This is a genomic window from Prochlorococcus sp. MIT 1201 (assembly GCF_047303415.1).
GTDB lineage: Bacteria > Cyanobacteriota > Cyanobacteriia > PCC-6307 > Cyanobiaceae > Prochlorococcus > Prochlorococcus marinus_D.
In genome coordinates this window covers 1,606,940-1,631,111 of record NZ_CP138947.1, presented here as the reverse complement: position 1 = coordinate 1,631,111, position 24,172 = coordinate 1,606,940, and the positions used below count along the sequence as shown (strand labels likewise).

Genomic DNA, 24,172 nt, shown 5'->3' with positions numbered 1-24,172 from the left:
CTTAATCTCGAGCCTGTATAACCCCGTAGCCGCCATGGTTACGTCGGTAGATCACCTGCAATTGGCCACTTTCTTGTTCGCGGAACAGGTAGAAGTCATGGTCGATCAGGTCTAGTTGATGCCGGGCTTGTTCGACGCTCATTGGCGGCATGGCGAAGTATTTGCGCCTAACGCCTGGGCTAGGGAGGTGGGCCTCCTTGCCATCGAGTAGTGAACCATCGATCGGGGCTTCATCGATCACCGCTTCGGTGGTTGGCGTTGACGAGGCTCGATGCCCGGGGCTGTGGTGGTGATCGCTGTGGCGTTCCTTGTAGCGGCGTAGTTGACGGCAGAGCTTGCTGGCTACCAGATCAATGCTGGCGTAAAGGTTTTCACTGCGTTCTTGAGCGCGGATCACCGTGCCGTTAGCAAAAACGGTGACCTCGGCAGTCTGTTGAGGCACGCTCGGGTTTCGGGCGACTGAAAGGTGCACATCAGCTTCCTTAACCATGTCTTCAAAATGTTGAATCGCCCGCTCCAGTTTTGATTGCGTGTATTCGCGTAGGGCAGGCGTTAGTTCAAGATTGCGACCATGGATCAGCAGCTTCATGGCATCCCTCCGGTGCCGATTGATATCGGCAAGTTAGGTACTACCTCTACATCGGCACAATCCCGATCGACTTTTCTGTTTGAGTGCAGTGAGCCAGTGCCCTTCGAGATGGCTTGGCTTTGGCAACAGCAGTGGCAGCAACAGTTGTTTGCCAAACCCCTTGCTCCGCAGGCAGTTTGGCTGTTGCAGCATCAGGCTTGTTACACCCTCGGTCGCGGTGCAAGCGAGGCCAATCTGCTGTTTGATGCCAACAATCCACCTGCTGCGTTGCATCGCATTGATCGAGGTGGTGAGGTGACCCACCATTTGCCTGGGCAGTTGGTGGTCTATCCCGTGTTGGATCTTCGGCGCTATCAAACCGATCTGCATTGGTATCTGCGTCAGCTTGAGCAGGTATTGATTGATGTTTTGGCTGTTTTGGGATTAGCAGGTGAGCGCTTGCACGGACTCACCGGGCTATGGCTGGAAGGTCGCAAGGTGGCTGCGATTGGCGTGGGGTGTCGTCGCTGGATTACTCAACATGGTTTGGCTCTCAACGTGGATTGTGATCTTGAGAGCTTCTCCGCCGTTGTCCCCTGCGGCCTGGTGGGTCACCAGGTGGGTCGGCTGAATCAATGGATCCCTGGACTCACCGTGGCGGAGGTGCAGCCTCTGATGCGTCAGAGCCTGAGTGACCGTTTCGGTTTGGGTTGGCAGATCCCAGAGCCTCTGGCCAAGCCAGGGGCATTTGCGTCCGATGCTTAGCGCTCTTAGCCCTGTTTGCATTGAAGATGTCAGATGAGGTAGCAGCAGGTAGCAGGTTGAAAGACGACAACCATGAGGGTTCTCTAGCCAAGGCGGTTTGGCGCCCTTCGCGACATGAAGAAGATGGATTAGCGCATCAGGGTCATGTCTCCCAGATGGGCCGCGTTGATCAGATCTGGCTTTGGTTGGCGCAGAAGCATGGCCAAATCCTGGCGGTTGATGCTCCTCATGCGACTCATCCTGAACGCTTTCGCTATGGAGAGCTTGCTGAGCAGATCGCTTTGGCTGCTGCTGCGTTCAGCCATCTCGGCATCGGCGCTGGAGATGTGGTGGCGTTTTTTGCTGAAAACAGCCCCCGTTGGTTGATTGCGGATCAAGGTTTGATGCGCACTGGTGCTGCTAATGCAGTGCGAGGAGCGACTGCTCCATTGGAAGAGCTGCGCTACATCCTCGCGGATTCAAGCGCTGCTGCCTTGGTGGTACAGAACGCCGAGTTGTGGCACAAGCTTGCCCTTACCGATGAGCAGCGCAGGCCTTTGCGCTTGGTTTTACAGCTTGAAGGTGAGCCCGCTGATGGCGTGATGGGGTGGCAGGAACTGCTTGCTGCAGGAGCGGGTCAGCCTGCACCAGATCCCTTGAAGGATCGCGATTCCGGCTCAGCGGCAACTGTGACGGCCACGATTCTCTACACCTCTGGAACAACAGGGCAGCCAAAGGGTGTGCCCCTTAGCCACGCCAACCTCCTCCATCAGATGAGGTGCTTGGCTTGTGTCGCTTTCCCCTCTCCGGGTGCGCCGGTGTTGAGTGTGCTGCCGATTTGGCATGCCTACGAACGCAGCGCGGAGTATTACTTCTTTTCGTGTGCATGTACCCAGAGCTACACCACGATCAAGCAATTGAAGCGGGATCTGCCGCGGGTCAGACCAATCGTGATGGCGACGGTGCCGCGGCTTTGGGAGGCGATTCAGGCGGGCTTTGATGAAGCGGTTAAGGGTATGCCAACAGGACGGCAACGCTTGCTGCGGATGGCCCTTTCCAACAGTGGCTCGCAACGAAAGGCTTGGCGAAGGTCTCGAAATCTGCTGCTGGAGCCGCTGCCTTTGACCACCCGGACGCTGGCTTTGTTGGAGGCAACGCTGCGCTGGCCTTTGCATGGTCTGGCGGGTGCTCTGCTCTGGCCCAAGGTGTTGAATCAGCTCTGTGGTGGGCGGCTACGTTTTCCGATTAATGGTGGTGGAGCGATTGCACCCCATGTGGATGCCTTCTTTGAGGCGGTTGGGCTGGAGCTGCTGGTGGGCTACGGCCTCACTGAGACAAGCCCAGTCGTCAGTTGCCGAAGGCCTTGGCGCAATATTCGTGGCAGTTCAGGACCGCCTCTTCCTGATACTGAGTTTCGGATCGTGGACCCTGAAAGCGGCGTGGACTTGATGTTCCGTCAACGTGGCCGTGTGTTGGTGCGGGGGCCTCAAGTGATGGCGGGTTACTTGAGGAAACCAGAGGCCACAGCCAAGGTGCTTGATGGGCAGGGTTGGTTTGATACCGGTGATTTGGGAATGTTGCTGCCCGATGGCTCCTTGGTGCTGACTGGTCGCGCTAAAGACACGATCGTGCTCAGTAGTGGCGAGAACATCGAGCCTGGTCCGTTGGAGGCGGCATTGGTTGCGAGTCCACTGTTGGAACAGGTGATGCTTGTGGGCCAGGACGAGCGGCAGCTTGCTGCACTGGTGGTGCCTAGGGAGGAGGAAATGCTGGCTTGGGCAGAGGATCAGGGATTGTCGATGCAGACTGGCCTGAGTGGATCTCCTGGGGATGAGGCGTTGCGACGCTTGCTGCGCGGCGAACTCAATCGATTGCTGGCTCAGCGCTCAGGCTCTCGGGCAGATGAACGCTTGGCGGGTGTTGCTCTGGTGGAGGCGTTCACGATCGAGAACGGTTTGCTGACTCAGACTCTCAAGCAGCGGCGCGATCGGATCACGCTCCGAGATGGGGCATTGATTGCCGCCCTTTATGGTCGCTGTTGATTGCGTTTTCAGCTGGCAGTTGACCTCATGGTCACAGGCTGAGACCCTTAGCCCTTACTCATCACTTTCATGTCCGAAGGCACGACCCTTTCGATTAAGCGCTCGATTACTGTTCGCGCGGTAGTTACACCAAATTGGAAGGAGGAGGCTGAGCGTGAGCTCAGCAACGCCATTGCCACCACCGATCAGCAGTTGGCCCAGTTGGAGCAGGAAGGTCAGCAGGTGGTTGATGAGGTGCGTCGCCAGAGTGCTAATCCCCTCGACCCACGCGTGCAGGAGCAGGTGGCCCAGGTGCAGCAACAGGTTGCTGGCAAGCGCAGTGAGTTGGAGGAACAGAAGCGCAACCTGCTTCAGCAGCAGGCGCAGGTGCGCGAACTAGAGATGGAGCAGATTGTTGAGCAGGGTCAGATTGAAAGTTTTTGTGACCTGAGCGTGGGTGACAACCTGGTGAAGAAGATGCAGGTGTCTGTGGTTGTACGCGACGGTGTTGTGGAGGAGATAGAGGGGGCCTGACCTCCTTTGAAACTGGGCTTAAGTGTTGAAAATAATGTTAGATACAAACTTTGGAGTTAACGCAAGCCCCCTTTTCCTTAGGCCATAGGTCTTTGGATTGGATTTTTTTAGATACGTCTTGTCTGAATTCTGATGATTTAATGCCTAAGAGCTACTTCAAGTAATTGCCTCTCAATTTAGAGGCGTTCCTTTCTTGATTACTTATGCGCATCGGCAATATATTGATCCAAGGATTAAAAGTCTGATAAAATTATTGATACCTTCGGGCACATCTTACGATGGATGGATGTTGTTTTTCTAAGTGGTTTTTGATAAATACGTTAAACTTGACTCCTTGCTGGCTACATATTTCATATCATTTAGCGTCCGGATACAGTGCAAGTATGTTGCAGGAAATACTGAGGACTCTCAGGCAGAGATCTGGAGAACATGCTAATGCTTAGCCAATGTGGTTTACAAGCTCGGCAGCTTGGCTAGGTTCTCAATGTATGCATGAGTGGTTTATTGTTAGCAACTAGCAATTGATTGTTGATGCCATGAGAAGGATACGCCAGATGCTTTACAAGCAGGTTGTCGATACTGGCCCTAAGCAAAGGACGTCTGCCTTTAATAGAATTATAGCTGCTGCAATTATAATATCAATCTTCTTTTCCATTATTGCTACTGAGGAGGCTATTCAGGCAAAGTATGGAGACCATTTGATCCGATTAGACTGGATAATTGCAATTCTATTCTGTATTGAATATTGCATTAGGCTATGGGTTTCGCCTCTAGATGGCAGGTATGGGAAAGGAATGAGGGGAATTATTAATTATGTGTTGTCGCCATTGGCAATGATTGATGTGATCGCTATATTGCCTACTTTCCTAGGGATAATCAGTCCAGAGCTCTATACCTTAAGAGTCTTTCGACTTGTAAGAATTGGCAAGATAGGTAGGTCTAGGAGGTTTAAAGAAGGTCTATATTATTTTAATCAGGCAATCAAATCAAAGACTCAAGAACTGCAGATATCAGCAACCTATACCCTCATGTTGGTGCTATTAAGTAGCACCTTTATGTATCTGACTGAGTCAAAGTTACAGCCTGAATTATTTGGATCAATACCTCGATGCATCTGGTGGGCGATAATGACAGTGACAACAGTTGGTTATGGAGATGCCATCCCTGTGACTGGGCTTGGCAAGGTGATTGCGTCTGCAACAGCATTGATGGGTATCGGTGTCATCGCGATACCAGTAGGAATTCTTGCTGCTGGTTTTAGCGAATCATTCAGGAAGAAGAGAATTGAGAATGAGAAGATAGTTCAACAAGAGAATCTAGTTGATTCCGCAGCTCAATGATTCTAAGAATGTGCACAAATTACTTGCGTATGACTCAATCATTGCTAGCTTTTAATTCCTTATCTCTTTGCTTAATGCTCGCGATATTATTGGATTTATTGTGAAAATAAGCTTGTTTTGGCTTATAAAGATTGATAGCTTGATTATTCTTTCTAGGGGATATAGAGCCCACTAATTCCATTGCTGAGCGAACAACTATGATGGTGATAAAAGGAGATTCATAAAAGAGATACTTGTCTTCAAAGTTGAAAATAAACAAGTTCGGGAAGGTTTGTAACTCTACAGCTAATAACAGGCATATTTGCGATGCGGCTATGTGATTTGGTTTGCGCAATGAAGCATTTTGTACTCTTCGGGATCAGCAGATGCATGATAGGGGTCTTTTTTGAACGTCTGTATTTTAAATGTACTTTATGATCAAATTCCAAGCTTCCTTTTAGGGAAGATTACTATCGCTTAAGTATTGGCTTTAGAGGTTCTTTTTTGCTTGTCTTAATCAAGCCTCTTTTCTTAAATAGGAGAGCTTATATTGAGTAGGCTTGGTCTTGCCAGGAAACTGATGCTCCTGAAAAATCGGAAGGCGACTATTCTTTACTTGCTATTTTTATGCTGCGTAGTTGTTTCAGCTCCGTGGGTGATGAATAGAACAAATAATCTCGAAGAAGGCCGCAGCTGGAGATTGTCTAGAAAATATCAATTAAAAGAAGACCGTGTATCAGAGATAGATAGCCTCTTAAACGGAGAAGTCTCAAATAGCAATATCCATAAGTTGCTTAGAATGGATCCCCCACCTTTGATCTTTGCCCAATCACTTGTTCTTAGTGGCCCTGCACGTGAGCTGGGTAGGAATTTTATCAAAGGCATTGACCTTTATCTTAAAAAGGTCAATGATCAAGGTGGTATAGATGGTCGACCGATCATGATATGGAGATTAGACGATGGCTATGAACCAGAAAATGCTTATAATAATACCAGTCAATTTGTTGGTTACTCGCAACTTCTTGGATTATTTGGTTATATCGGCACACCAACGACAAAAGCTTCACTCCCACTAGCTAAGGCTGCCAGAATTGATATTATCTCACCATTCACTGGAGCAAGTGTATTGCGTGGAGAAAATAATGCCTACACAATTCATCATCGCGCTAGTTATGCGGATGAAGCGAAAAGGATTGTTGATTATTTGGTTAATGATGGATTTGTTCGCATCGCAATAGGATATCAAAATGATTCTTATGGAAAAGATGTATTAAATAGTCTTTTAGAGGAATTGGCTGATACTCATCAGCTATCGCCAGTGATAAGTGTTCCTCTAGTAAGAAATTCAAGAGACACGGGTAATGCAGCAAAAGAAATTAAAGCTCGTAAGCCCGATGCTCTTATTGCGATTTCAACTTACCAGACAGTCGCCAGTCTTATTCAGAATCTTAATTCACAAGGTAGCTACCCCCAAGTTATGACGATTTCATTCACAGGTACTAAGTCACTAATCAAAGAGTTGCCCCGTCATACTTCATTTGGGATAGGCGTTACACAAGTCGTTCCTTTCCCATGGGACCTTCGCAATCCCATAGTGCGAGACTATCAACATGATCTACGACAGGTTGATTCAGATGCTGAATTTGATTTTGTGAGCTTGGAAGGCTATCTGATCGCGAGGAAGCTTGTATCAGCCTTACGAAAAGCTTCGCCTGTTATCAATCGATCAAGTCTGAGAGATGCATTGCTGGATCAAAATGATGGTCTTATTTCTGGGGGTGTAGAAGTAGACTTGGTATTTCTTGGCACCGATCCATGGCAACCATGATCCACAGCTAGATTTAGGTAGTGATGGCAATCCAACAAATCGCCATGGATAATAATAATACTAATAGAGAGACAGGAGGCCAGCTTTTTTCTAGTAATGTGAGCTTTTTTGCAATCCTTAGCCTAGTCTCCTGGTTTGATTCCTTCATCCTAACTCTGCAATCTTGGGTATATAGAACAAGTGCAAAGCTAAGAAGTGAAGCGATATAGCAAAGTACAAAGATCTGATCTAGGTAAGTTAAATAAGGAAGTTCAGGTAGTCCAGAACGATAACCTTCCTGCATAAAAACAAGAGTTAGTAGAACGGCTAGGGGGATTTCCAGGTTGTATTCTGATTTGACACGAGTAATTAAAATAATTGATGCCATAACAACTAGCAATGGCTGTATTAATTTCCAGAAGGATGACCAGGGTGACTTCCCATAGGTAACATCAAAAATTAATTGGCTATATTCCGCGCTACTTTTGTTGTTACTTCCGAAGCTCGTAGCTAAATGATGACGATATTCTCCAATTGACCATCCATCTAAATGCCAGCCTATTAAACTCGAATATCCTCCGATTCCACTGTCTCTTATGTCAGGGATTATGCGTAAGCTATCATAGGTAAGTCTTCCGTCTGGGTCATCAGTCTCAAGTACTATTGGCAAGCTTAGGGCGTCGAAAGGGTAGCGAGAAATATTAAAGTTATCGATATAGAATTCTCCTGTGTAAGCAAAAGTTTGGCTGTAGTTTCCATCTTCAAGTCTTGTTGGAGCTGCATCTCCTTTGGGGGCGATATCAGTAATCTCTGGATTGATATCATTTTTGAATTTGATTATATTTAAGATTGACATGTCCTCCGACTCTAAATACTGTTGCAACGCCTTATTCCAATTCATAAAGATATAGCCTTTGCTTGAGAAGCCTGGAGTTGTTAAATCGATATCATAATTATTAACTACGTATACCCCTGCGTTGATTTGATATTTGGTTTTGGCCAGTAATTCAGCGTCATTAATCACTTCTAAACCACTAAGAGGTTTGCCACGATTTAAGGATGGCTTGGATAAGTTAACGATATGTGGAGAACTTGTTAGCCTGAGTACCTCACGAGTGGATACGGCTTGTTCTTCTGAATTTAAAAATAAAGTGACTAATATTACGGCAATGAGAAAGCCTGAGATGAGAACTGAGTTCCAGCTATATTTGTTCTCCCATAAGCTAAGTGCCCAGGGGTGTCTTCTGGTTAAGTGGCGAATCAGTCTTATCAGCATTTAAGCTTTGGCAAGAATGACCAATTGTTTTTGAGCTTAGTAAGCTAGACTCTTACGATCCTCGCCGTTACACTCTAGCATTTCTATCATGCTGTGCATTAACGACTTATTCTAGTGCCTAATCTAGCTACAAAAACAGGTTCTAGAGCTTTTAAAAATATAGCTAGTAGCATTAAAAGGTAGATTTGTCACAGCTTTCATATGGCCACTAATTGTAAATCTGATTGCATAGACTCTTGCGCGATTGGCTTGAGATGCTGATTGTTGGCTGTCTCCAGTAGGCAGCTGATGCATTACATCACCCTTCGATTTGGGAGCATAATTCTCTTCGCTTACTTCATCACACTCATGCGACTTTGATTGAAATGTTCAGCTATGGCATTTTGTTTGTCTGGCATCTATTTGATTGGCTTTTGGATTATTCATTTGACCAATAAATATCTCGAGCCCCAGTGTTGACGCTTAAGCATTAATATAATGCTAGAAATCGCTTCAGCCTTTCTGAATCAATCAGCTTTTTGAGAATGATGTGTTCATACTTGCATGGCTTTTGAGTATTTGCCTATCCCTAATACTCGTTCGCAATCCATTATTCTGTCGAATGCATCGCCGATAGCGTAATCAGTTTTCTCGCCCTGCTCTTCCAGTTTCTTGATTTTTTTCTCTAGTTCAAGCAGAGGGTTTTGCGCCTTGATGCTTTCAGTTGGGCCATGACTTTTGGCTTCAGGCTCTAAGGCAGCATGATTGAAAAGGATCGATCCCTCTGATTGCAGATATAACGTTGCCAATTGTTCCAGGACCTTTGTGTATTTTTCACCCTTCTGCTTACAGCGTGATCTGAATGCATCCAGCAAATCAGGATGAAAGTTTGCCGAGAATTGCCCTGCTCTCACGATCGACTGACTGTGTATGGGCAAATTTAACAGCCTTGCCTATACATAGCGACTCTTTTGTATAGGCGAGGCTGCCGCGAGGGGGCCTTCGCTTTAAAATTTTGATTGATCAACTTCAGCCAACTCCTGATATTTGCCTTAGGAACGTTGCAACGAGGTTTGAGCACCCCTCAAAATTCAAGTCGAGGACAGGACTATCGCAACTCACGACATTTTCATGCCTGCTCTGAGCTCAACGATGACGGAGGGCAAGATCGTTGAGTGGCTTAAGCAACCTGGCGACAAGGTTGGGCGTGGTGAGTCGGTGCTTGTGGTGGAGTCAGATAAAGCGGATATGGATGTTGAGTCATTTCAAGATGGCTACTTGGCCGCGGTCTTGATGCCTGCTGGTCGTTCGGCTCCAGTGGGCGAAACGATTGGTTTGATCGTTGAAAGTGAGGCCGAAATCGCGGCTGTTCAGGCCAATGCCCCTGCTGCGCCAGCGTCTGATTCTGCCCCTCTCAAGACTGCTGCAAAAGTTGTCGATGACCCTGCCCCAGCATCTACTCCAGCGCCCGTCGTGGAGAGTCCCCCTGTTGCTGCTCCGCCGCCTGTTGCCAGCCAAGCAGTAGACACTGACAAACGCATCGTTGCTTCACCGCGGGCTAAAAAACTTGCTGAGCAGATGGGTGTTGATCTGGCCAAGTTGAGGGGTAGCGGACCCCATGGCCGTATCCAGGCTGAAGACGTGCAGCTGGCTGCAGGTCAGCCGATCAGTGTGCCTCAGGTTGCTGAAGGAAACGCTTCTTTCGCAACGACGCATGCAACTTCTGCAGGCGTTGCTCATGCAGTGTCATCTCCTGCAGGTCAGAGCTTTGGGGCCCCGGGAGAAACTGCAGCCTTCAACAACCTCCAACAAGCGGTCAACCGAAATATGGAGGCCAGTTTGGCCTTCCCCTGCTTCAGGGTTGGCTACACGATCACGACTGATCAGTTGGATGCTTTTTACAAGCAGGTGAAGCCTAAGGGCGTCACGATGACAGCCCTTCTGGCCAAAGCCGTGGCCTTGACGCTTGTGCGTCATCCCCAGGTGAATGCTGCCTACAGCACCGCTGGCATGGTGTATCCAGAGCAGGTGAATGTTGCTATTGCAGTGGCGATGGACGATGGCGGTCTGATTACACCGGTTTTGCAGAATGCTGATCGCACTGATCTTTATGAGATGTCGCGGCAGTGGGCCGATCTTGTGAAGCGTTCACGCAGCAAGCAGCTGCAACCCGAGGAATACAGCACTGGTACTTTCACACTCTCCAATCTGGGTATGTTTGGCGTGGATCGCTTTGATGCAATCTTGCCCCCTGGCACTGGCGCAATTTTGGCGGTAGCTGCATCGCGGCCTTCTGTGGTGGCAGGAAAGGATGGCTCGATTGCGGTCAAGCGCCAGATGCAGGTGAACCTCACTGCCGACCATCGCGTGATTTATGGCGCCGATGGGGCAGCCTTCCTCAAGGATCTGGCAGAGCTGATTCAGACGCGGGTAGAGAGTTTGGCGCTTTAAACAGGATTCAGATCCAGGTTTGACAATCTTTTGCCGCTCGCTAATAGATGTGCCTCTCTTAAGAGATTCGTTTCTGCAGAAATAAGTTCCCTTTTGTGTTTGCATGACTTCATCACTTATCCGTTGCCACTTGCCAAGATTTATGTAGGGTTCCTTTTCACAATCTTCGGGAAATCTTGACATGCAGGTATCAAAGACATAGCCATCTTTATTCACATAAACCCCAGCGTCCCCAGGGCTCCATGGAGAGTAATAATCATGGTCATTAGTGATACCTTTGCTTGGTTGTGATTTAATTGATAGAGGGAAGAATATAGTGATTAGGAAAAGAAAATAAGCAGTAAAGAGATTCGCTTTTCTAGTAATTTTAATCGTGTGCTATTGAAACATACTAGATTGGGAGGTTAAGCTGGTTAGGCGATGCAATTGATCCTTTCAATGCCCATGCATAGACAAATCTTTTGACCTTGTATTGCTACTGACAATTGTATACTCTTGAGCAATGAGCACAGATGCGAAAGGATCGAGTTTGCAATGCTCAGCATGATGGTTTATTTCTGCAAGGGATCTGATGTAAGTAATGGCATGATGTGCTTTCTTCTCAGGGCCATAGGTAAAGATCAATTTTGTCAATATCATGATTTTGAATTGACATTGAGAGGTAATCCTATGCAAACAATTAAATGCATGCATCAATTGCGTCTTGGATCGCACAAGTTTTTACTTAATCCCAGCAGAGGCAGGCTTTTGCATGATTTTTGCAAGAGAAATTTTTGAACTGTAAATCAATAGTTTTCGCCCTATTTATTTTAAGCTGAATAGCATCAAGTGCATGGTGCAGCAATGCGCGATGAGGATGATGCTGAACGCCCTCAGCAGAGAAGATAGAAAACCTATGCTGATTACCAGGAGATTTGCTTTGGTTTGCTCTCACCCTTTGTGCAAGGGCTGCTGATCTGACGCTCTGCTCTGGTGGATGCTCTTCCCTGTTCGAGCATTAAAATGGATATGAATGACCAGCGGACCAAAAAATTGGTGGTTTGTGAACCCAGAACTTTCTGAACGGTTTTTTGAACGTCACTACTCATAAAGCAAGACTTCAAGAATGGTTCTAGACCCAAGAGATTCTCTGCTCAGTTCTTATGACTATCCGCTTGATCCTGAGCGCATAGCTCAGCTGCCGGTGGAGCCAAGACATTCGGCGCGGCTTTTGATTGTGCAGCCATTGGGGATGAAGCCTCCTATCGCTCGACATGCCGAGGTTTGGGATTGGCAGGAGGAATTGCGCGCTGGTGATCTGCTTGTCATCAATGACACTCGCGTTCTTAAGGCTCGGCTGCGGGTGCGGCGATCAGGTGGTGGATTGGCTGAGTTGTTGGTGCTTGAGCCGCGTGGTGAGGGTCGCTGGCTGTGTTTGGGCCGGCCTGCTAAACGTTTGCGCCCAGGTGATCAGCTTTGGCTCGAGGCTCTAGGAGAGGAGCCCATTGCTTTGCAGGTGATTAGCAAAGACAGCGCTAGTGGCGGACGGGTTGTGCAGTTCCCGAGCCATTACGCCAATGCCGAGCAGCTTGAGTTGCTGCTTGAGCGCTACGGCGAAGTGCCATTGCCGCCTTATATCCAACGTCATGATCCAAGTGATAGCGAGCGTTATCAGACCCGTTATGCATCTCGCCCCGGTGCTGTTGCGGCGCCAACGGCGGGGCTTCATCTCAGTGATGAGTTATTGGAGGCTCTCAAGCAGCGGGGAGTGATGCTGACCAGTGTCACCTTGCATGTGGGCTTAGGCACCTTTCGACCTGTTGAAACTGAGGATCTGAGGCATTTGCAGCTTCACAGCGAGTGGGTGGAGGTGCGCGACGAAGTTGTTGAGGCGGTGATGGCTTGTCGAGCACGAGCAGGCCGGGTGATTGCTGTGGGAACCACCAGTGTCAGGGCCCTTGAAGGTGCTGCTTTGGCAGGTGGCGGATTCCTGCAGTCGTTTTGTGGACCTGTGGATTTGGTGATTCAGCCGGGTTACCGCTTTGCCGTGGTGGATGGACTGCTCACCAACTTCCATTTGCCCAAAAGCTCTCTATTGCTGTTGGTGAGTGCCATGGTTGGTCGTGAACGGCTGCTGGCGCTCTATGCCGAGGCCATTGAGCACCAATATCGTTTTTTCTCTTATGGCGATGCGATGTGGATTGATCCAGAGGCGGTGTTGCCAGCGGCCCGCCCCTGTTGATCAGTTTCTAGCTGGAGGCGATTTAGGCAGCTACAGGGGCCTGAATGATGCCTGTGGGCACACTCTCAAACATCACTGAAGAGAGATAACGCTCGGCCATGTCTGGCAGCACTACCACGATGGTTTTGCCCGCAAATTCGGGTTGTTCTGCCAGGCGAATAGCCGCTGCAACTGCCGCACCACTGGAGATGCCCACCAGTAGACCTTCTTCATTTGCCAAGCGCAGGGCCATGGCGATGGATTCATCATTGCTGACCTGCTCAACACGATCCACTAAAGAAAGATCGAGGTTTTTGGGAATGAAGCCGGCTCCAATGCCCTGGATTTTGTGAGGACCAGGTTTGACCTCTTCCCCGTTGAGGGTTTGGCTGATGACCGGGCTATGGGTTGGTTCGACGGCTACAGAAATGATGGCTTTACCTTTCTCCTGCTTGATGTAACGGGAGACACCTGTGATCGTGCCGCCGGTGCCTACGCCAGACACGAGCACATCAATGGCGCCATCACAGTCGTTCCAGATTTCTGGACCGGTTGTTTTGCTGTGGATGTCGGGATTGGCCGGATTCTCAAACTGACCGGGCATGAAGTATTTCTGGGGGTCGCTTTCGGCGATCTCTTTTGCCTTGGCAATGGCGCCTGGCATTCCCTTGGCGGCTTCTGTGAGGATGAGTTCTGCACCAAGCACTGCCATCACCCGCCGCCGTTCTAGCGACATTGATTCGGGCATGGTGAGGATCAGTTTGTAGCCGCGGGCTGCTGCTGTGTAGGCCAGAGCTATGCCGGTGTTACCAGAGGTGGGCTCAATGATCGTGCGCTCTTTGCTCAGTAAACCGCGCTTTTCGGCATCCCAGATCATGTTGGCGCCAATGCGGCATTTCACGCTGTAGGCGGGATTGCGGCCTTCAATCTTTGCGAGAACAGTTGCCTTGGCGTTTTTGCTGACGGCGTGCAGTTTGACCAGTGGAGTGTTGCCGATTGCCTGGCTGTTGTCTTCGTAAATGCGGGACATGCTTGCATATGAATCGACCACATCATTAGCTGGAATTTGGCTTGATTGGTGAGGACGATGATCTGTTGTGACGACCATGTGATGGGTTGCTTACGGTTAGGCCTTCAACGCCATCTCAAAGCGTTGCCAAAGGGTATCGGGATCTTCAAGCCCTACGGATACACGCAGCAGATGGCTTGGCACTCCACAGGATTCTGCCCAGCTCAGTTCGTTGTAATGGGCGAGCAGTACATAGGGGCACACCAGCGTGAAGCTTGTGCCGAGGCTTGGACCTTTGCAAACCTGCAGGGCGTCATACACCCGCTTGGCTTGCGCTACCCCCCCCGATAGCTCAAAAGAGAGCAGGCAACCGTGGCCGGCGCCAGTTCGCATCAGGGCTTGGAAGTTGGCGCATTGGCCTGGATGGTGGACGCGAGTAACGGCAGGATGGTTTGCCAGTTTGCTTGCCAAGGCTTGGCAGGCGTTGTTGAGCTGCGGCAGCCGCTGGGCCACATCTCGGCTGGCCTCTTCTAAGGCGATGGCATCAGCATCCCCGAGGGGAGCAAGGGCAGTCGAGAACTCTCTGGACAGCTCCTCTCGCCAGCGGGAGTTGGGGCTTACAACGAGAGAACCCGCCAGGATGTCACCACGGCCGGCGAAGCTTTTGGTTAGGGAGCTAAACACCAGGTCTGCATGGGGCAGGGCATCAAGATTGAGCGGTGAGCCGATGGTGTCATCAGCGATCACGGGGATACCACGAGCCTGTGCTAGGCGGGCTACCGCTGGCAGGTCGACACACTGCAGCATGGGGTTGCTGGGTAGCTCAACGATCACAGCGGCTGGTTGTCTGCGATCGAACTCCAGGGCCAATCGGTTCAGATCTGTTGTCAGTAGAAGGTCGCAACCTTCAAACACCACCTCAGGCAGCTTGAGCACATCCACATAGGGGAAGCCAAGCTGCAAGCAAGGTTTGCCGGGGCGTAACGCTGTGATCGCTTGCAGGGCTTTGGTGAGAGCAGCCATCCCTGAGGGATGCAGCTGCACCAGCTCTGGCTCGCAGCCATAGATCTCTGCGAGTCGTCGTCTTAGCAACGTCTGGGCGTCCGCGCTGGCTTGCAGTGAGGGGAATGGTTCGTGCCCAAGTGCGCTAGCAGCCTGACGTGAGGATGCACCAAGGCCGCTGTGTTGCCAGAAGGCCTTTGCAGCGCTGCAGCCTTTTGCGTCGGTGAGCAAACATGGCAGGCCCAGTACGGTTTTGATGGTTGTTTTTGCCATTGGCTCACTGCGCTGGCAATGAAACTTGGCTCGCTCAGCGGCTGCCGCAGTGGGATAGGGCCAGGCACTGCCATCTGCACAGCCATGCTCTTCCCGTGCTTTTTGGGCGATCTCTGCTACCAGTGGATGGAAGCCGAAACGGGGGTAGATGGCCTGCAGGGCCTTGAGACAAGCAGGGTCTTTCTCCTCATAGGCGACCACGTCTTGCCAGCGGGGTAGGGCTACCGAAACAGCATGGGGACTATCTGGTAGAGCTTTGCCGAGGTCATCAGCGTGCCAGCAGGGATCCTGCAGTAGGTCGCGTGGGCTCACTGCAGCTGTTTGAGGGCTTGATCTAAATCTGTGCTGAGATCAGCGAGGTCTTCGCAGCCCACGGAGAAGCGCACCAGACCATCATCGATGCCAAGTTTTCGCTTGACTTCTGGATCGACTGAGGCATGGGTCATGGTGGCGGGATGACAAACGAGGCTTTCAACACCGCCCAGGCTTTCGGCCATCGTGAAATAGCGCAGGCTCTTGCAGAAGGCGTAAGTCTGGCTTTGGTCAGCGTTGAGACTGGCCGTGACAATGGCACCACCACCACTCATCTGCTTGCGGGCTACAGCCTGCTGGGGATGGTCTGAACGGAATGGATAGCGCACCCAGTGCATGCGTGGATGGCTGGCCAGTTGATCAGCGATGGCGGCAGCATTAGTGATTTGGCGTTCCAGCCTGAGTGGCAAGGTTTTGATGCCGCGAGTAATCAACCAGGCGTCAAATGGGGAGGGTTGTAATCCCAAGGCCTTTTGTGCGAACACCATCTTTTGCTGCCATTGCGGGTCGTCGCTGCAGACCACACCTCCAAGGGCATCGGAATGGCCGTTGATGTATTTGGTGGTGCTGGTGAGTGAGAGGGTGGCGCCTAGCTGCAGTGGTTGTTGCAGTAGGGCTGTGGCAAACGTGTTGTCGACGACAACTGGGATTTTTTCTGCTGCAGCGGCATCACAGACGGCCGCCAGATCGATCACTTTGAGCAGGGGATTGGTTGGACTCTCCAGCCAGATCATTGTGGGTTTTTGAACTGCAATGGCATCAAGAGCTGATGGATTGGTGAAATCCAGCCAGGCTGTTTGTACACCAAAACGACTAAAAACCTGCTCGAATAAGCGCACGGTGCAGCCGTAAAGATTCTCCTCAAAGAGCACCAGATCTCCGGCTTGCAGTGTGGAGGCGATAGCTGTGATGGCGCTTACCCCTGAAGAGAAGACAGTGGCGAATTGACAGCTTTCCACGGCTGCCAACACTGATTCGAGGATGCGGAAATTGGGATTGCCTGAACGGGTGTAGTCGAAGCCCTTAGGATTGCCGTGGGCAAAGGTTGAACTGGTAAAGATCGGTGGCATCACGGCACCGGTCTCTGCTGCAAAGCTTTCGCCGTGGTGGATGGCGCGGGTGCTGATCCCTGCAACCTGCTGTTGATCGCTTTGAGCTGGGGCCACGATCTAGAGAGGGCTTTGAGCAGGGTAGGCAACAGCAACAAAAAGCCCCTGCAAAGCAGGGGCCTGTTGAAGAACGCTTGGCTGATGTTGTTTCAAACCTTTCTGGAGTAGTATGGACTTTCCTTGAGTATAGAGCAATGGTAAGGGATTTACATCTTGTAACTAAATAATCCACAATTTCTATACAATAATCGTCTATACTGTTTCAAGTCACAGAAGGATGATTTGCCGAGGATTCACGTAAAAGAAAAGGTATTAGGCGGGAAAGGTGTGGTGTTCTCATACATTACCGATACTGAAAAGTTTTACTACCGTGAAATGGTAAAAGGGACGAATACTTATAGATATAAATTAATCAAGAATGCAAATACAATTGAATCAGCAGTTGAAAACTTCATAGATGCTTATACAGAACTTAGGGAAGAAATTAAAGCAATTGAAGCTGGAGTATCATTCATAAAGAATACTAAAGATAGGGATAATGAAAGTGATATAAGTAAATTGAACAACTATATAAAGAAACAACGTCAGAAATCTCGTGAGATTAGTAATTGCGTAGATGATTATCTGAGTAGGATTCGCAAGAAGGTTGATTCAGGACTTATAGTTGAAAAGACCTATAACGATAAACGTTTAATACTCCGTAATCAACTGATACCATACCTTGATTCGATTAAGATAACAAAAACAATACAGATAGATAACAATACATTTAATGATTATCCATTTTGGAGAGATGCTGCAAAGTCTACTAGAAGATTAGAGTTGATACATATTAAGGACTTCATTGTAAATTACTGTGATCGTAATAACTTGATTGCTAGTGGAGTCGATTTGAAATCAATAACACCATTAATAAAAATAAATGAATCAGAACTTGACGCCAATCCTCCCTTAATTGAAAATGAGAACTGGAATAGCATATTGAATGGGCTAAAGGTACTAAAAGATAACAGTAAATCTAACATTCGAACTGATTATTTCAGTAAGATGTTTTATAGATGGTGTTTGATTGCTAAAAACAGTGGATTAAGGCCTAATAGAGAATTAAATCAATTAAGATGGTGTGATGTGAAACGTGAGAATGTTGGTAGATGGTCTAAAACTGATCAAGTGATGAAGGATAAATGGGTGGCTGTTATTTATATTAAGAATACGAAAACAGGTAAGCAACGGACTGTCCCGACTAATGGTGTTGATAGTCAGCTAACTCAATGGAGAAAAGAACAAAAAAAGCATATTGATAAACATTATCCTGGAATTGAAATCACAGATGAGACTTTAATCTTCGGTAATCCAGGTAATGGTATGAAACAATTTAGCTATAATAATTACAATAGATACTGGTATAAATTGATGGAAATTCTGAAGGGTAAATTAAAGCCTTATGTTTTCAGTGATCGTCCTTATACAATCTATAGCCTCAGAAGTACTTACATCTGCAATTTGATACTACAGGGTAAAGATATTTACACTACTGCAAAGTTAGCCGGTCACACAGTATCCGTTTGTGAAAGGTATTATGCCAAACTTGATATGGGTTCGAAAGCTAAGCAGGTAACAGACTTTCAATATGGGGTTCAAGGTAGAAGGAAAACAGATACTGGCAGTTACATTGAAGATGATATAGAACAAGGAATAACTAAACACACGCAAAGCAATTGGAGCAAGGATGATTCAAATTCATATCAACGATCTTCAAGCAAAAATAGAAGTACCACTAACAGAGGCCAAACAGTTACTGCTGAAGAACAGTAAATGTAAAAGCATTGTCAAAGGTGACAGAGCTATTCTTATATACCGATTGAAGGAAATACAAACATTAAAGTCACTGCTTAATTACGACAGGCATCCAAGCAAGTAGGCACACTCACGCAACAAGAGTGGCGCTGGTTCAAGTGTATTAGTTCTTGCGGGCTCGCAACAAGAAGGTATCCTTTTCAATAGATACGGACGAGCCAGTTGACCACCTCCGCTATTCAAAGGCTAAGCGACGTTGATGTATCCGGAGTGGTGCTCAACGAAAATGCTGTCAAGGGCTTAAGCCAGGACGAGCGGGGCCTGCTAAAGGCAAGAGTCGTCATTGCAAATGAAGCTTGGGATACTGCTGGGAACTCAGTAAGGGCATGCGCTCAAGTCCTGTGCGATATCCAGGTCAACGCTAAAAGCAAAGGCAACTGGACGGCCCTGCTTGACTCTGGAGACCTGCACTTCTCCAAGAGTGTTGCCCAAGACCTGGTCGCAGCGAACAAGTGGCTCTCAGAACATCAAGTGCCTGACAGGTTCTTGACTAATATTTCCGCTAGAACGCTTGGCACAATTGCCCGTGTAAATGACAAAGGCATACAGCAGAAGCTAACTCAAAAGATAGTTGAAGTGGAAGGAGCGGGTATCAGCGAAGCAGAAGTCAAAAAGATACTTAGGGAGTCAAGGCCGAAGAAAGCTCTTAAGGAATCAAAGAAGGCCATCAAAACACTGAGTGAAGACGCCACTAAAGAGGAGGCAGTCAAGCATTATCAAGGAATTGTTGAAGGACTAGAGACTAAATTAAATAGTTCAATGTCGAAAATCTCTAGGCTCGAAAACTCAAATGCAGAGCTTCAAGGCGAACTTGCCAAAGTGAAGGCGACGTGGAAGGCCAAGGCTGAAGCGCTTGAGGAGGAACTGGCTAAAGCTAGAGAGTCTGTATAGAGAATGCAAATCGTCAAAATATTTCCAAATGTGGATTGTTATTGAGTAATATTAGCATCTAAGCAACTTAATACTATTTAAGGATTCACTCAACTTGCAAGATGAAGAAATAAAGTGCAATTCATTGCTTTCTTGAAATTCAGGCTAATATTAATTTTATATATAAACTCCCCAGCTCTCACTCGACTCCAATGCAGCGTTCCTTTCGTCTTCCTCTATCGCTTGCTGGTGCTGCTGCTCTTGCATTAGCAAGCTCTCCCATTCAGCCAGTCGCTGCTCAAGAGAATGGCAGTGCCGCAGATCTGGGGGTGATGGAGATCAACCTCAAAGACGCTGTGCAGTTCAACTGGGGATTCCAAGGTGCACTGCAAGGAGCAGGTACACCCAATCAAGCCGGTATTGGAGCGTTCCTACCGATTGCCGTTGGTGAGAACAGCGTTTGGTTTATCGATGCCTTAGCCAATGCCAACTTCGCTGATCGTGAGGGTGAAAGCAGCATTGTTAATACCGATGTCGCTGGTACCACGATCAGCACATCAACCAGGCTTGGCTATCGCTGGCTCAATGGTGATCGCAGCTGGATGTATGGCATCAATGCTGGCTATGACAGCCGGCCAATGAATACCGGTGATGCTGATACCAGCGTCAATGTCACAGACAAGCGTGATGTCTTCTTCTCTCAAGTTGCTGCAGGGTTAGAAGCAGTCTCTGATAGCTGGGACTTCAATGCCTATGCACTCGTTCCTATTGGTGATGTGGAACACAAGCTGAACAGCCATTACCAAGGTGGTGCTTTAGATACCTTTGGCTTAGATGTTGGCTACAGCATCACACCAGATCTCAATGCCTCTTGTGGTTATTACTACCAACAAGGTGATCTCGGTGATGCTGATGGTTCTGGTGTTAAAGGAAGACTGGCTTACAACATCAGCAATGGTTTAACTCTTGGAGCCAATCTCTCCTACGACGAAGCCTTTGATACACGCTTTACAGCAGACATTAAATATCGCTTTGGAAGCAATGGCTATGGAGCACCAAGCAAGAGTGAACCAGCAGTGATGCCTGCAATTCAAGCGTTATCTACAACACCAGCCAATCGAGATGTGAGGGTGCACGATTGCGATTGCTGGTGTGGTGGTGATTGCTGTGAGGGTATGTGTGAGTACAACCCGTCCAACTGGTAGTTTGCACGGATCCCACCGGATCCCCAATCTGAGTTGTGATCCCCAGGGGTTAAGCCACGTGACTAGAATCGTGATGGAGTATACCCGCCAAAAGCCTCTGCAATTGCAGGGGCTTTTTATTTCTTTAACCACCTCACTATTGGCTTGATGCAACCATCGATACCTGGTAACTGATTAAATCTGCTCTTTTCTCTGCTATAGTGCGGTGGTCCCGACGGATTGGGACTCAGAATTTGCCACACGATCCAGCTCGAACAGAGCTGTACCAACTGAGTAAAGGAACATGCCTAGCTGCAGCAAGCGACAAAGTAATACTTGATGAGTGTGAAAATACCTATCGATATGAATCATTCATTCATCTATCACGCTGTCTCATGCTGAATCGGGACGTTGATACACCAACTACCTACGATGAACCTACCAAATGTCACGTCTCTTTTTGCAGACCTTGATCAAAATGATACCGTCATCACCAAGCAACACCTTAAGACCGAGATCTTCGATGCCTACAAAGCTTCCCAAAATCAGCTCAAGCAAGCACGAGAGGAGTTACTACCAGCAGGAATATTTGGAGGTCTTATTACTGCACTACTTATTGGAGCAATAACAGGTTGAATCAGGTTGAGAATCATGAGGTGGTCTACCGACTGCCTCTTTTTCATGCGGAGATCCCAGATTCTCAGCCCTGTCTCAGCTTCCGCTGGCCATATAGATAGAGGATGAAGCGGCAGGATGCCGTTGCCAATGCTCAGCTGGTCGTTATGCCTGCATTCACTATTTGAGTGTTTTCGAATTGTAGTGATTTCTAATTAGAAAGACTGTCTAATAAAATTGATAGCTTCCAATTAGTGATTACCCCTTGACAAAACGGCTTGTCTGTGCTATAGTAGTTCTGTTGGTGGGAGAAGCTGCTTGCATTAGGGATACTACAACAGTTTCTCCAGCTCAACTATATACTACAAAGAACTTGCTACAGAATAACTAGCTGTATCTAGCACTATTCTTGTAGAACATTATTAGTACAGAATAAATTGTACTGATAATTAACTGACGAAATCAGACCGTCAATAAACCCGAGCACATCACTGATCAATATTCACTTACTATTAAATTCAAATGCAATCTACTATTCCTGTATCAAGCCTAGAGAAATGCCAATGCTGTGATAATAGACTCTTGATTCTGCATGGAGATATCCTCACAGGAGAAGCACCTTCAGAGATGCTTCACGTAGCAGATCTGACTATTAATGACCTATATACACTCCGTGTTCAAATTGACTCGGAATTAAAACGAGCTGAATCAAATGCCTAGAAAAATAACAAGAAACTCTAAGATGGATCGAACAATCACGTTTAGAGCAACAACTGAAGATGTTGTCAACCTCAAGAAAGCCGCTCAAGAAGTCGGTATGGATAACAGTGGCTTCATTAGAAGCATGCTCATCCAAAATAACATTATCAAGCCTATCTAATTCAACTTATCCACCTAAAGAATTATCATGTCAGAAATAGTATTGGAATTGAACAATCAGATTGAAATTGGAGAACAAGCGTGGAAGATAACTCCCAAGCAACTCAGGAAAAATGCTAAGGGTCTAGCTAATAAATACGACTTAAAGATGGATAGTTGGGAGATAGGTAGATCAATAGCTTTTGTTGGTAGAATTCTTATGGAATTAGACTGTGAGGTCACAAGCTCTAAGGATAATATATCTGGGATTTGTGATCTGAACGATAAAGACAGAGAACATCTATTTACTGAAAAGATGGATGCTTTGGTTGATGTCATTAACTATAAAAATATGGCTGTGCATATGTACAATATTATTATTTTAACTTGTGCACTTGCATATAAACAGCTTAAGCTAGATAATTTCTAACTATTATAAGCAGATGTCATAGCGTGATGCTGAGGATCGAATCCTCCTTCTGCATTTGCTCGATCAGCATTTGTTGGTGTGAGCTAAGTACGCTAAACTAGATTGTGATTAAACGTCAAAAAGAATTTGAACTAGAATCTCATAGATCAGCTATCAATAAGCTACGTAATTAGAGGATGCATAAAGATTAAGTTATTTGCTAAATATCAAGGATAGAAGTATAGTTTAATTGCCTAATGATTTGGTCAATGAATATCAAGTTAAAGGCCATTGGCCTATTGCTGAGTCCATTAATCGTCAATCAGCCAGTCATTGCTGAATCGCAAGTTGTTGAAAATCATAGCTTCGAGGCAACTGTTGAAACTCAACATAAAAAAGCAGATGCCACCCCGGTTGTATATCTTGTAGTTACATTCCTACGTGGAGCTGGTATGGGTTTAGATGGATCTTCTGTCTCAATACCTGTAAGCTCTATTGATCAGTGTACTGAGCAAGGTGCAATGATGATAGGAAAGAATACTAAAATGATTAAGACATTCTTCTGGTGTGTAGAGGGAGTTAAATGAGAAACCTGATTAGACTATTAGTAGTTACGCTATTTTTGTTCTCTGGATCTCAAGCAAGAGCAGACTTTGGAGATGCAGACTTCCCTATTGGTCTATTTAACGAAAGTCCAAAAAGTTATCATGATGCATGGTGTCGTAAAATTAAGAACGAGTGCCGCATAAGATTTCAAGGATCATCAATGTGGGTTGAGGGTCAAGGTGGAATCCACAGGTCACAATTCATAAGCTATCACTTTGATCAGGAGAATAATCCCGCTTGGAATTCAAATGAATACTATAATTACATCACATATCAAGGTGAAAAAGGCGCTGAGAAAACAGCACTTTTCATATTTGCGAATTTAGAGGCCCAAGGTGATTTTATGACAGCATTTTCACGCTGGAAAAAACAAGACTCAAGGCCTATTCCAAATTACCGCTTACCAGCAAGCCAAGGTCCACAAGAAACACACGGTAGAGACAAGGGACTTAACCCTTACGATAACCCTTCAATAACAGATTGGAAGGAAAAGACTACTAAATAGGAACTCTAATTGCTCACCAGAGCCCTCCAAAATCGCCTGGAAGGGGCCTTAACCATTGCTCATGAGGCAAACCACCAAGAGGCTCCTTTTAGTCGTCTGAGAGGCTTCTAGAATGGACTGTTCAACCCCTGACATATACAGGGGAAGTTTGTTAACTGACGTATACCGGAAGAAACGATGACTTACATATACAGGAGAACCAATGACACACCTATACAGCGAAACCCAATGACTGATGTATACAGGGTAGTTACATGACACACCTATACAGGGAAGAATTGCGGTAACGCACCTATACAGGGGAAAGACAGATCAGTCATGTATACAGGAGAATAGACCGGTAACGCACGTATACAGGGGAAAGGTCAACCACCGATGTATACAGGGGAAAGAATGACCACTTCCCCATACAGGAATAAACAAAGTCAAGTTGGACTTTAAACGAAATGACATAGCTAATGAGCAATCATTAGTGCGTAAGTTTAGTTATCTTCCATAAAATAACTGTGCTAACAGTCATGCTACTGTTGAAATTAAAGTTAAGTCTTAGATTAAAGTATCTAACTCTGCTTTCTTTCCAGGTTTTAGGGTTCCTGATTTGTTTGCTGTATGCCTTGGTGACGTCTTTGATTTAAGACTTAACTACATAGGGTTTTTAGTCCTT

At 47.2% G+C, this 24,172-nt stretch carries 21 protein-coding genes; 14 read left to right on the top strand and 7 right to left on the bottom strand.

All coding sequences use genetic code 11. The features are described 5' to 3' along the window. Position 1 precedes the first annotated feature (1 nt). The gene (gene hpf / locus SIB41_RS07795) at positions 2 to 589 is read right to left on the bottom strand and encodes a ribosome hibernation-promoting factor, HPF/YfiA family (protein ID WP_011826750.1); all 588 of its coding nucleotides are present in this window, start codon (positions 587 to 589) and stop codon (positions 2 to 4) included. A 12-nt stretch (positions 590 to 601) separates the two neighbouring features. On the opposite strand from hpf, the gene lipB reads away from it, so the two are divergent. The 4 genes from lipB to SIB41_RS07775 all read left to right on the top strand — a co-directional run bounded on the left by lipB (position 602) and on the right by SIB41_RS07775 (position 5,207). Then, positions 602 to 1,333, top strand: a complete 732-nt coding sequence (gene lipB, locus SIB41_RS07790) for a lipoyl(octanoyl) transferase LipB (RefSeq protein WP_413361471.1) — start codon at positions 602 to 604, stop codon at positions 1,331 to 1,333. Positions 1,334 to 1,359: 26 nt separating this feature from the next. Then, positions 1,360 to 3,354 carry an AMP-binding protein gene (locus SIB41_RS07785; RefSeq protein ID WP_413358023.1) on the top strand — a complete coding sequence of 665 codons (1,995 nt, stop codon included), beginning with the start codon at positions 1,360 to 1,362 and terminating at the stop codon, positions 3,352 to 3,354. Positions 3,355 to 3,423: 69 nt separating this feature from the next. Further along, positions 3,424 to 3,867 carry a YlqD family protein gene (locus SIB41_RS07780; protein ID WP_063403467.1) on the top strand — a complete coding sequence of 148 codons (444 nt, stop codon included), beginning with the start codon at positions 3,424 to 3,426 and terminating at the stop codon, positions 3,865 to 3,867. A 521-nt stretch (positions 3,868 to 4,388) separates the two neighbouring features. Next, positions 4,389 to 5,207 (top strand): ion transporter, encoded by an 819-nt coding sequence (locus tag SIB41_RS07775; protein ID WP_413358021.1) that lies wholly within the window; start codon positions 4,389 to 4,391, stop codon positions 5,205 to 5,207. A gap of 34 nt (positions 5,208 to 5,241) precedes the next feature. On the opposite strand, the gene SIB41_RS07770 is transcribed toward SIB41_RS07775, so the two are convergent. Beyond that, positions 5,242 to 5,541 (bottom strand): hypothetical protein, encoded by a 300-nt coding sequence (locus tag SIB41_RS07770; protein WP_413358019.1) that lies wholly within the window; start codon positions 5,539 to 5,541, stop codon positions 5,242 to 5,244. 225 nt (positions 5,542 to 5,766) lie between these two features. On the opposite strand from SIB41_RS07770, the gene SIB41_RS07765 reads away from it, so the two are divergent. After that, on the top strand, positions 5,767 to 7,014 hold the full coding sequence (locus SIB41_RS07765) for an ABC transporter substrate-binding protein (RefSeq protein ID WP_413358017.1): 1,248 nt from the start codon (positions 5,767 to 5,769) through the stop codon (positions 7,012 to 7,014). 13 nt (positions 7,015 to 7,027) lie between these two features. Here SIB41_RS07765 and SIB41_RS07760 read toward each other — a convergent pair whose 3' ends face one another. After that, on the bottom strand, positions 7,028 to 8,269 hold the full coding sequence (locus SIB41_RS07760; RefSeq protein WP_413358015.1) for a hypothetical protein: 1,242 nt from the start codon (positions 8,267 to 8,269) through the stop codon (positions 7,028 to 7,030). A 533-nt stretch (positions 8,270 to 8,802) separates the two neighbouring features. After that, the gene (locus SIB41_RS07755) at positions 8,803 to 9,162 is read right to left on the bottom strand and encodes a hypothetical protein (protein WP_413358013.1); all 360 of its coding nucleotides are present in this window, start codon (positions 9,160 to 9,162) and stop codon (positions 8,803 to 8,805) included. A gap of 217 nt (positions 9,163 to 9,379) precedes the next feature. Here SIB41_RS07755 and SIB41_RS07750 point away from each other — a divergent pair, with 217 nt between their 5' ends. Together SIB41_RS07750 and queA are read left to right on the top strand one after the other, a co-directional pair. Further along, positions 9,380 to 10,699 carry a dihydrolipoamide acetyltransferase family protein gene (locus tag SIB41_RS07750; protein ID WP_413358011.1) on the top strand — a complete coding sequence of 440 codons (1,320 nt, stop codon included), beginning with the start codon at positions 9,380 to 9,382 and terminating at the stop codon, positions 10,697 to 10,699. Between the two features lie 1,105 nt (positions 10,700 to 11,804). Continuing rightward, the gene (gene queA / locus SIB41_RS07745) at positions 11,805 to 12,920 is read left to right on the top strand and encodes a tRNA preQ1(34) S-adenosylmethionine ribosyltransferase-isomerase QueA (protein WP_413358009.1); all 1,116 of its coding nucleotides are present in this window, start codon (positions 11,805 to 11,807) and stop codon (positions 12,918 to 12,920) included. 22 nt (positions 12,921 to 12,942) lie between these two features. On the opposite strand, the gene cysK is transcribed toward queA, so the two are convergent. The 3 genes from cysK to SIB41_RS07730 form a co-directional block, all read right to left on the bottom strand. Next, positions 12,943 to 13,929 carry a cysteine synthase A gene (gene cysK, locus SIB41_RS07740; protein ID WP_011129603.1) on the bottom strand — a complete coding sequence of 329 codons (987 nt, stop codon included), beginning with the start codon at positions 13,927 to 13,929 and terminating at the stop codon, positions 12,943 to 12,945. Positions 13,930 to 14,025: 96 nt separating this feature from the next. Continuing rightward, a complete protein-coding gene (locus SIB41_RS07735; RefSeq protein ID WP_413358007.1) occupies positions 14,026 to 15,495 on the bottom strand; it encodes a PLP-dependent transferase in 1,470 nt (489 codons plus the stop codon). Beyond that, positions 15,492 to 16,661 (bottom strand): trans-sulfuration enzyme family protein, encoded by a 1,170-nt coding sequence (locus SIB41_RS07730; protein WP_413358005.1) that lies wholly within the window; start codon positions 16,659 to 16,661, stop codon positions 15,492 to 15,494. The genes SIB41_RS07735 and SIB41_RS07730 overlap by 4 nt, the downstream gene beginning before the upstream one ends. A gap of 225 nt (positions 16,662 to 16,886) precedes the next feature. Here SIB41_RS07730 and SIB41_RS07725 point away from each other — a divergent pair, with 225 nt between their 5' ends. The 7 genes from SIB41_RS07725 (at position 16,887) to SIB41_RS07695 (ending at position 23,508) form a co-directional block, all read left to right on the top strand. Then, the gene (locus SIB41_RS07725; protein WP_413358003.1) at positions 16,887 to 18,419 is read left to right on the top strand and encodes a tyrosine-type recombinase/integrase; all 1,533 of its coding nucleotides are present in this window, start codon (positions 16,887 to 16,889) and stop codon (positions 18,417 to 18,419) included. A 204-nt stretch (positions 18,420 to 18,623) separates the two neighbouring features. Further along, positions 18,624 to 19,352 carry a hypothetical protein gene (locus tag SIB41_RS07720; RefSeq protein ID WP_413358001.1) on the top strand — a complete coding sequence of 243 codons (729 nt, stop codon included), beginning with the start codon at positions 18,624 to 18,626 and terminating at the stop codon, positions 19,350 to 19,352. 191 nt (positions 19,353 to 19,543) lie between these two features. Then, positions 19,544 to 20,536 carry a carbamoyl-phosphate synthase gene (locus SIB41_RS07715; RefSeq protein ID WP_413357999.1) on the top strand — a complete coding sequence of 331 codons (993 nt, stop codon included), beginning with the start codon at positions 19,544 to 19,546 and terminating at the stop codon, positions 20,534 to 20,536. A gap of 411 nt (positions 20,537 to 20,947) precedes the next feature. Continuing rightward, positions 20,948 to 21,151, top strand: coding sequence for a hypothetical protein (locus SIB41_RS07710; RefSeq protein ID WP_413357997.1), 204 nt, complete (start codon positions 20,948 to 20,950; stop codon positions 21,149 to 21,151). 886 nt (positions 21,152 to 22,037) lie between these two features. Further along, positions 22,038 to 22,418 (top strand): hypothetical protein, encoded by a 381-nt coding sequence (locus SIB41_RS07705; RefSeq protein ID WP_413357995.1) that lies wholly within the window; start codon positions 22,038 to 22,040, stop codon positions 22,416 to 22,418. A gap of 248 nt (positions 22,419 to 22,666) precedes the next feature. After that, positions 22,667 to 22,984, top strand: coding sequence for a hypothetical protein (locus SIB41_RS07700; protein WP_413357993.1), 318 nt, complete (start codon positions 22,667 to 22,669; stop codon positions 22,982 to 22,984). Beyond that, complete coding sequence (locus SIB41_RS07695) at positions 22,981 to 23,508, top strand: hypothetical protein (protein ID WP_413357992.1); 528 nt, start codon at positions 22,981 to 22,983, stop codon at positions 23,506 to 23,508. Before SIB41_RS07700 ends, SIB41_RS07695 begins: the two co-directional genes overlap by 4 nt. Positions 23,509 to 24,172: the final 664 nt, after the last annotated feature.

Excerpts from the sequence above, each read along its gene's own strand:
- hpf (WP_011826750.1), bottom strand. The coding sequence starts at position 589 with ATGAAGCTGCTGATCCATGGTCGCAATCTTGAACTAACGCCTGCCCTA.
- SIB41_RS07785 (WP_413358023.1), top strand. The coding sequence starts at position 1,360 with ATGTCAGATGAGGTAGCAGCAGGTAGCAGGTTGAAAGACGACAACCAT.
- SIB41_RS07780 (WP_063403467.1), top strand. The coding sequence starts at position 3,424 with ATGTCCGAAGGCACGACCCTTTCGATTAAGCGCTCGATTACTGTTCGC.
- SIB41_RS07765 (WP_413358017.1), top strand. The coding sequence starts at position 5,767 with ATGCTCCTGAAAAATCGGAAGGCGACTATTCTTTACTTGCTATTTTTA.
- SIB41_RS07760 (WP_413358015.1), bottom strand. The coding sequence starts at position 8,269 with ATGCTGATAAGACTGATTCGCCACTTAACCAGAAGACACCCCTGGGCA.
- SIB41_RS07750 (WP_413358011.1), top strand. The coding sequence starts at position 9,380 with ATGCCTGCTCTGAGCTCAACGATGACGGAGGGCAAGATCGTTGAGTGG.
- queA (WP_413358009.1), top strand. The coding sequence starts at position 11,805 with ATGGTTCTAGACCCAAGAGATTCTCTGCTCAGTTCTTATGACTATCCG.
- cysK (WP_011129603.1), bottom strand. The coding sequence starts at position 13,929 with ATGTCCCGCATTTACGAAGACAACAGCCAGGCAATCGGCAACACTCCA.
- SIB41_RS07715 (WP_413357999.1), top strand. The coding sequence starts at position 19,544 with ATGCAGCGTTCCTTTCGTCTTCCTCTATCGCTTGCTGGTGCTGCTGCT.
- SIB41_RS07710 (WP_413357997.1), top strand. The coding sequence starts at position 20,948 with ATGAACCTACCAAATGTCACGTCTCTTTTTGCAGACCTTGATCAAAAT.
- SIB41_RS07705 (WP_413357995.1), top strand. The coding sequence starts at position 22,038 with ATGTCAGAAATAGTATTGGAATTGAACAATCAGATTGAAATTGGAGAA.
- SIB41_RS07700 (WP_413357993.1), top strand. The coding sequence starts at position 22,667 with ATGAATATCAAGTTAAAGGCCATTGGCCTATTGCTGAGTCCATTAATC.
- SIB41_RS07695 (WP_413357992.1), top strand. The coding sequence starts at position 22,981 with ATGAGAAACCTGATTAGACTATTAGTAGTTACGCTATTTTTGTTCTCT.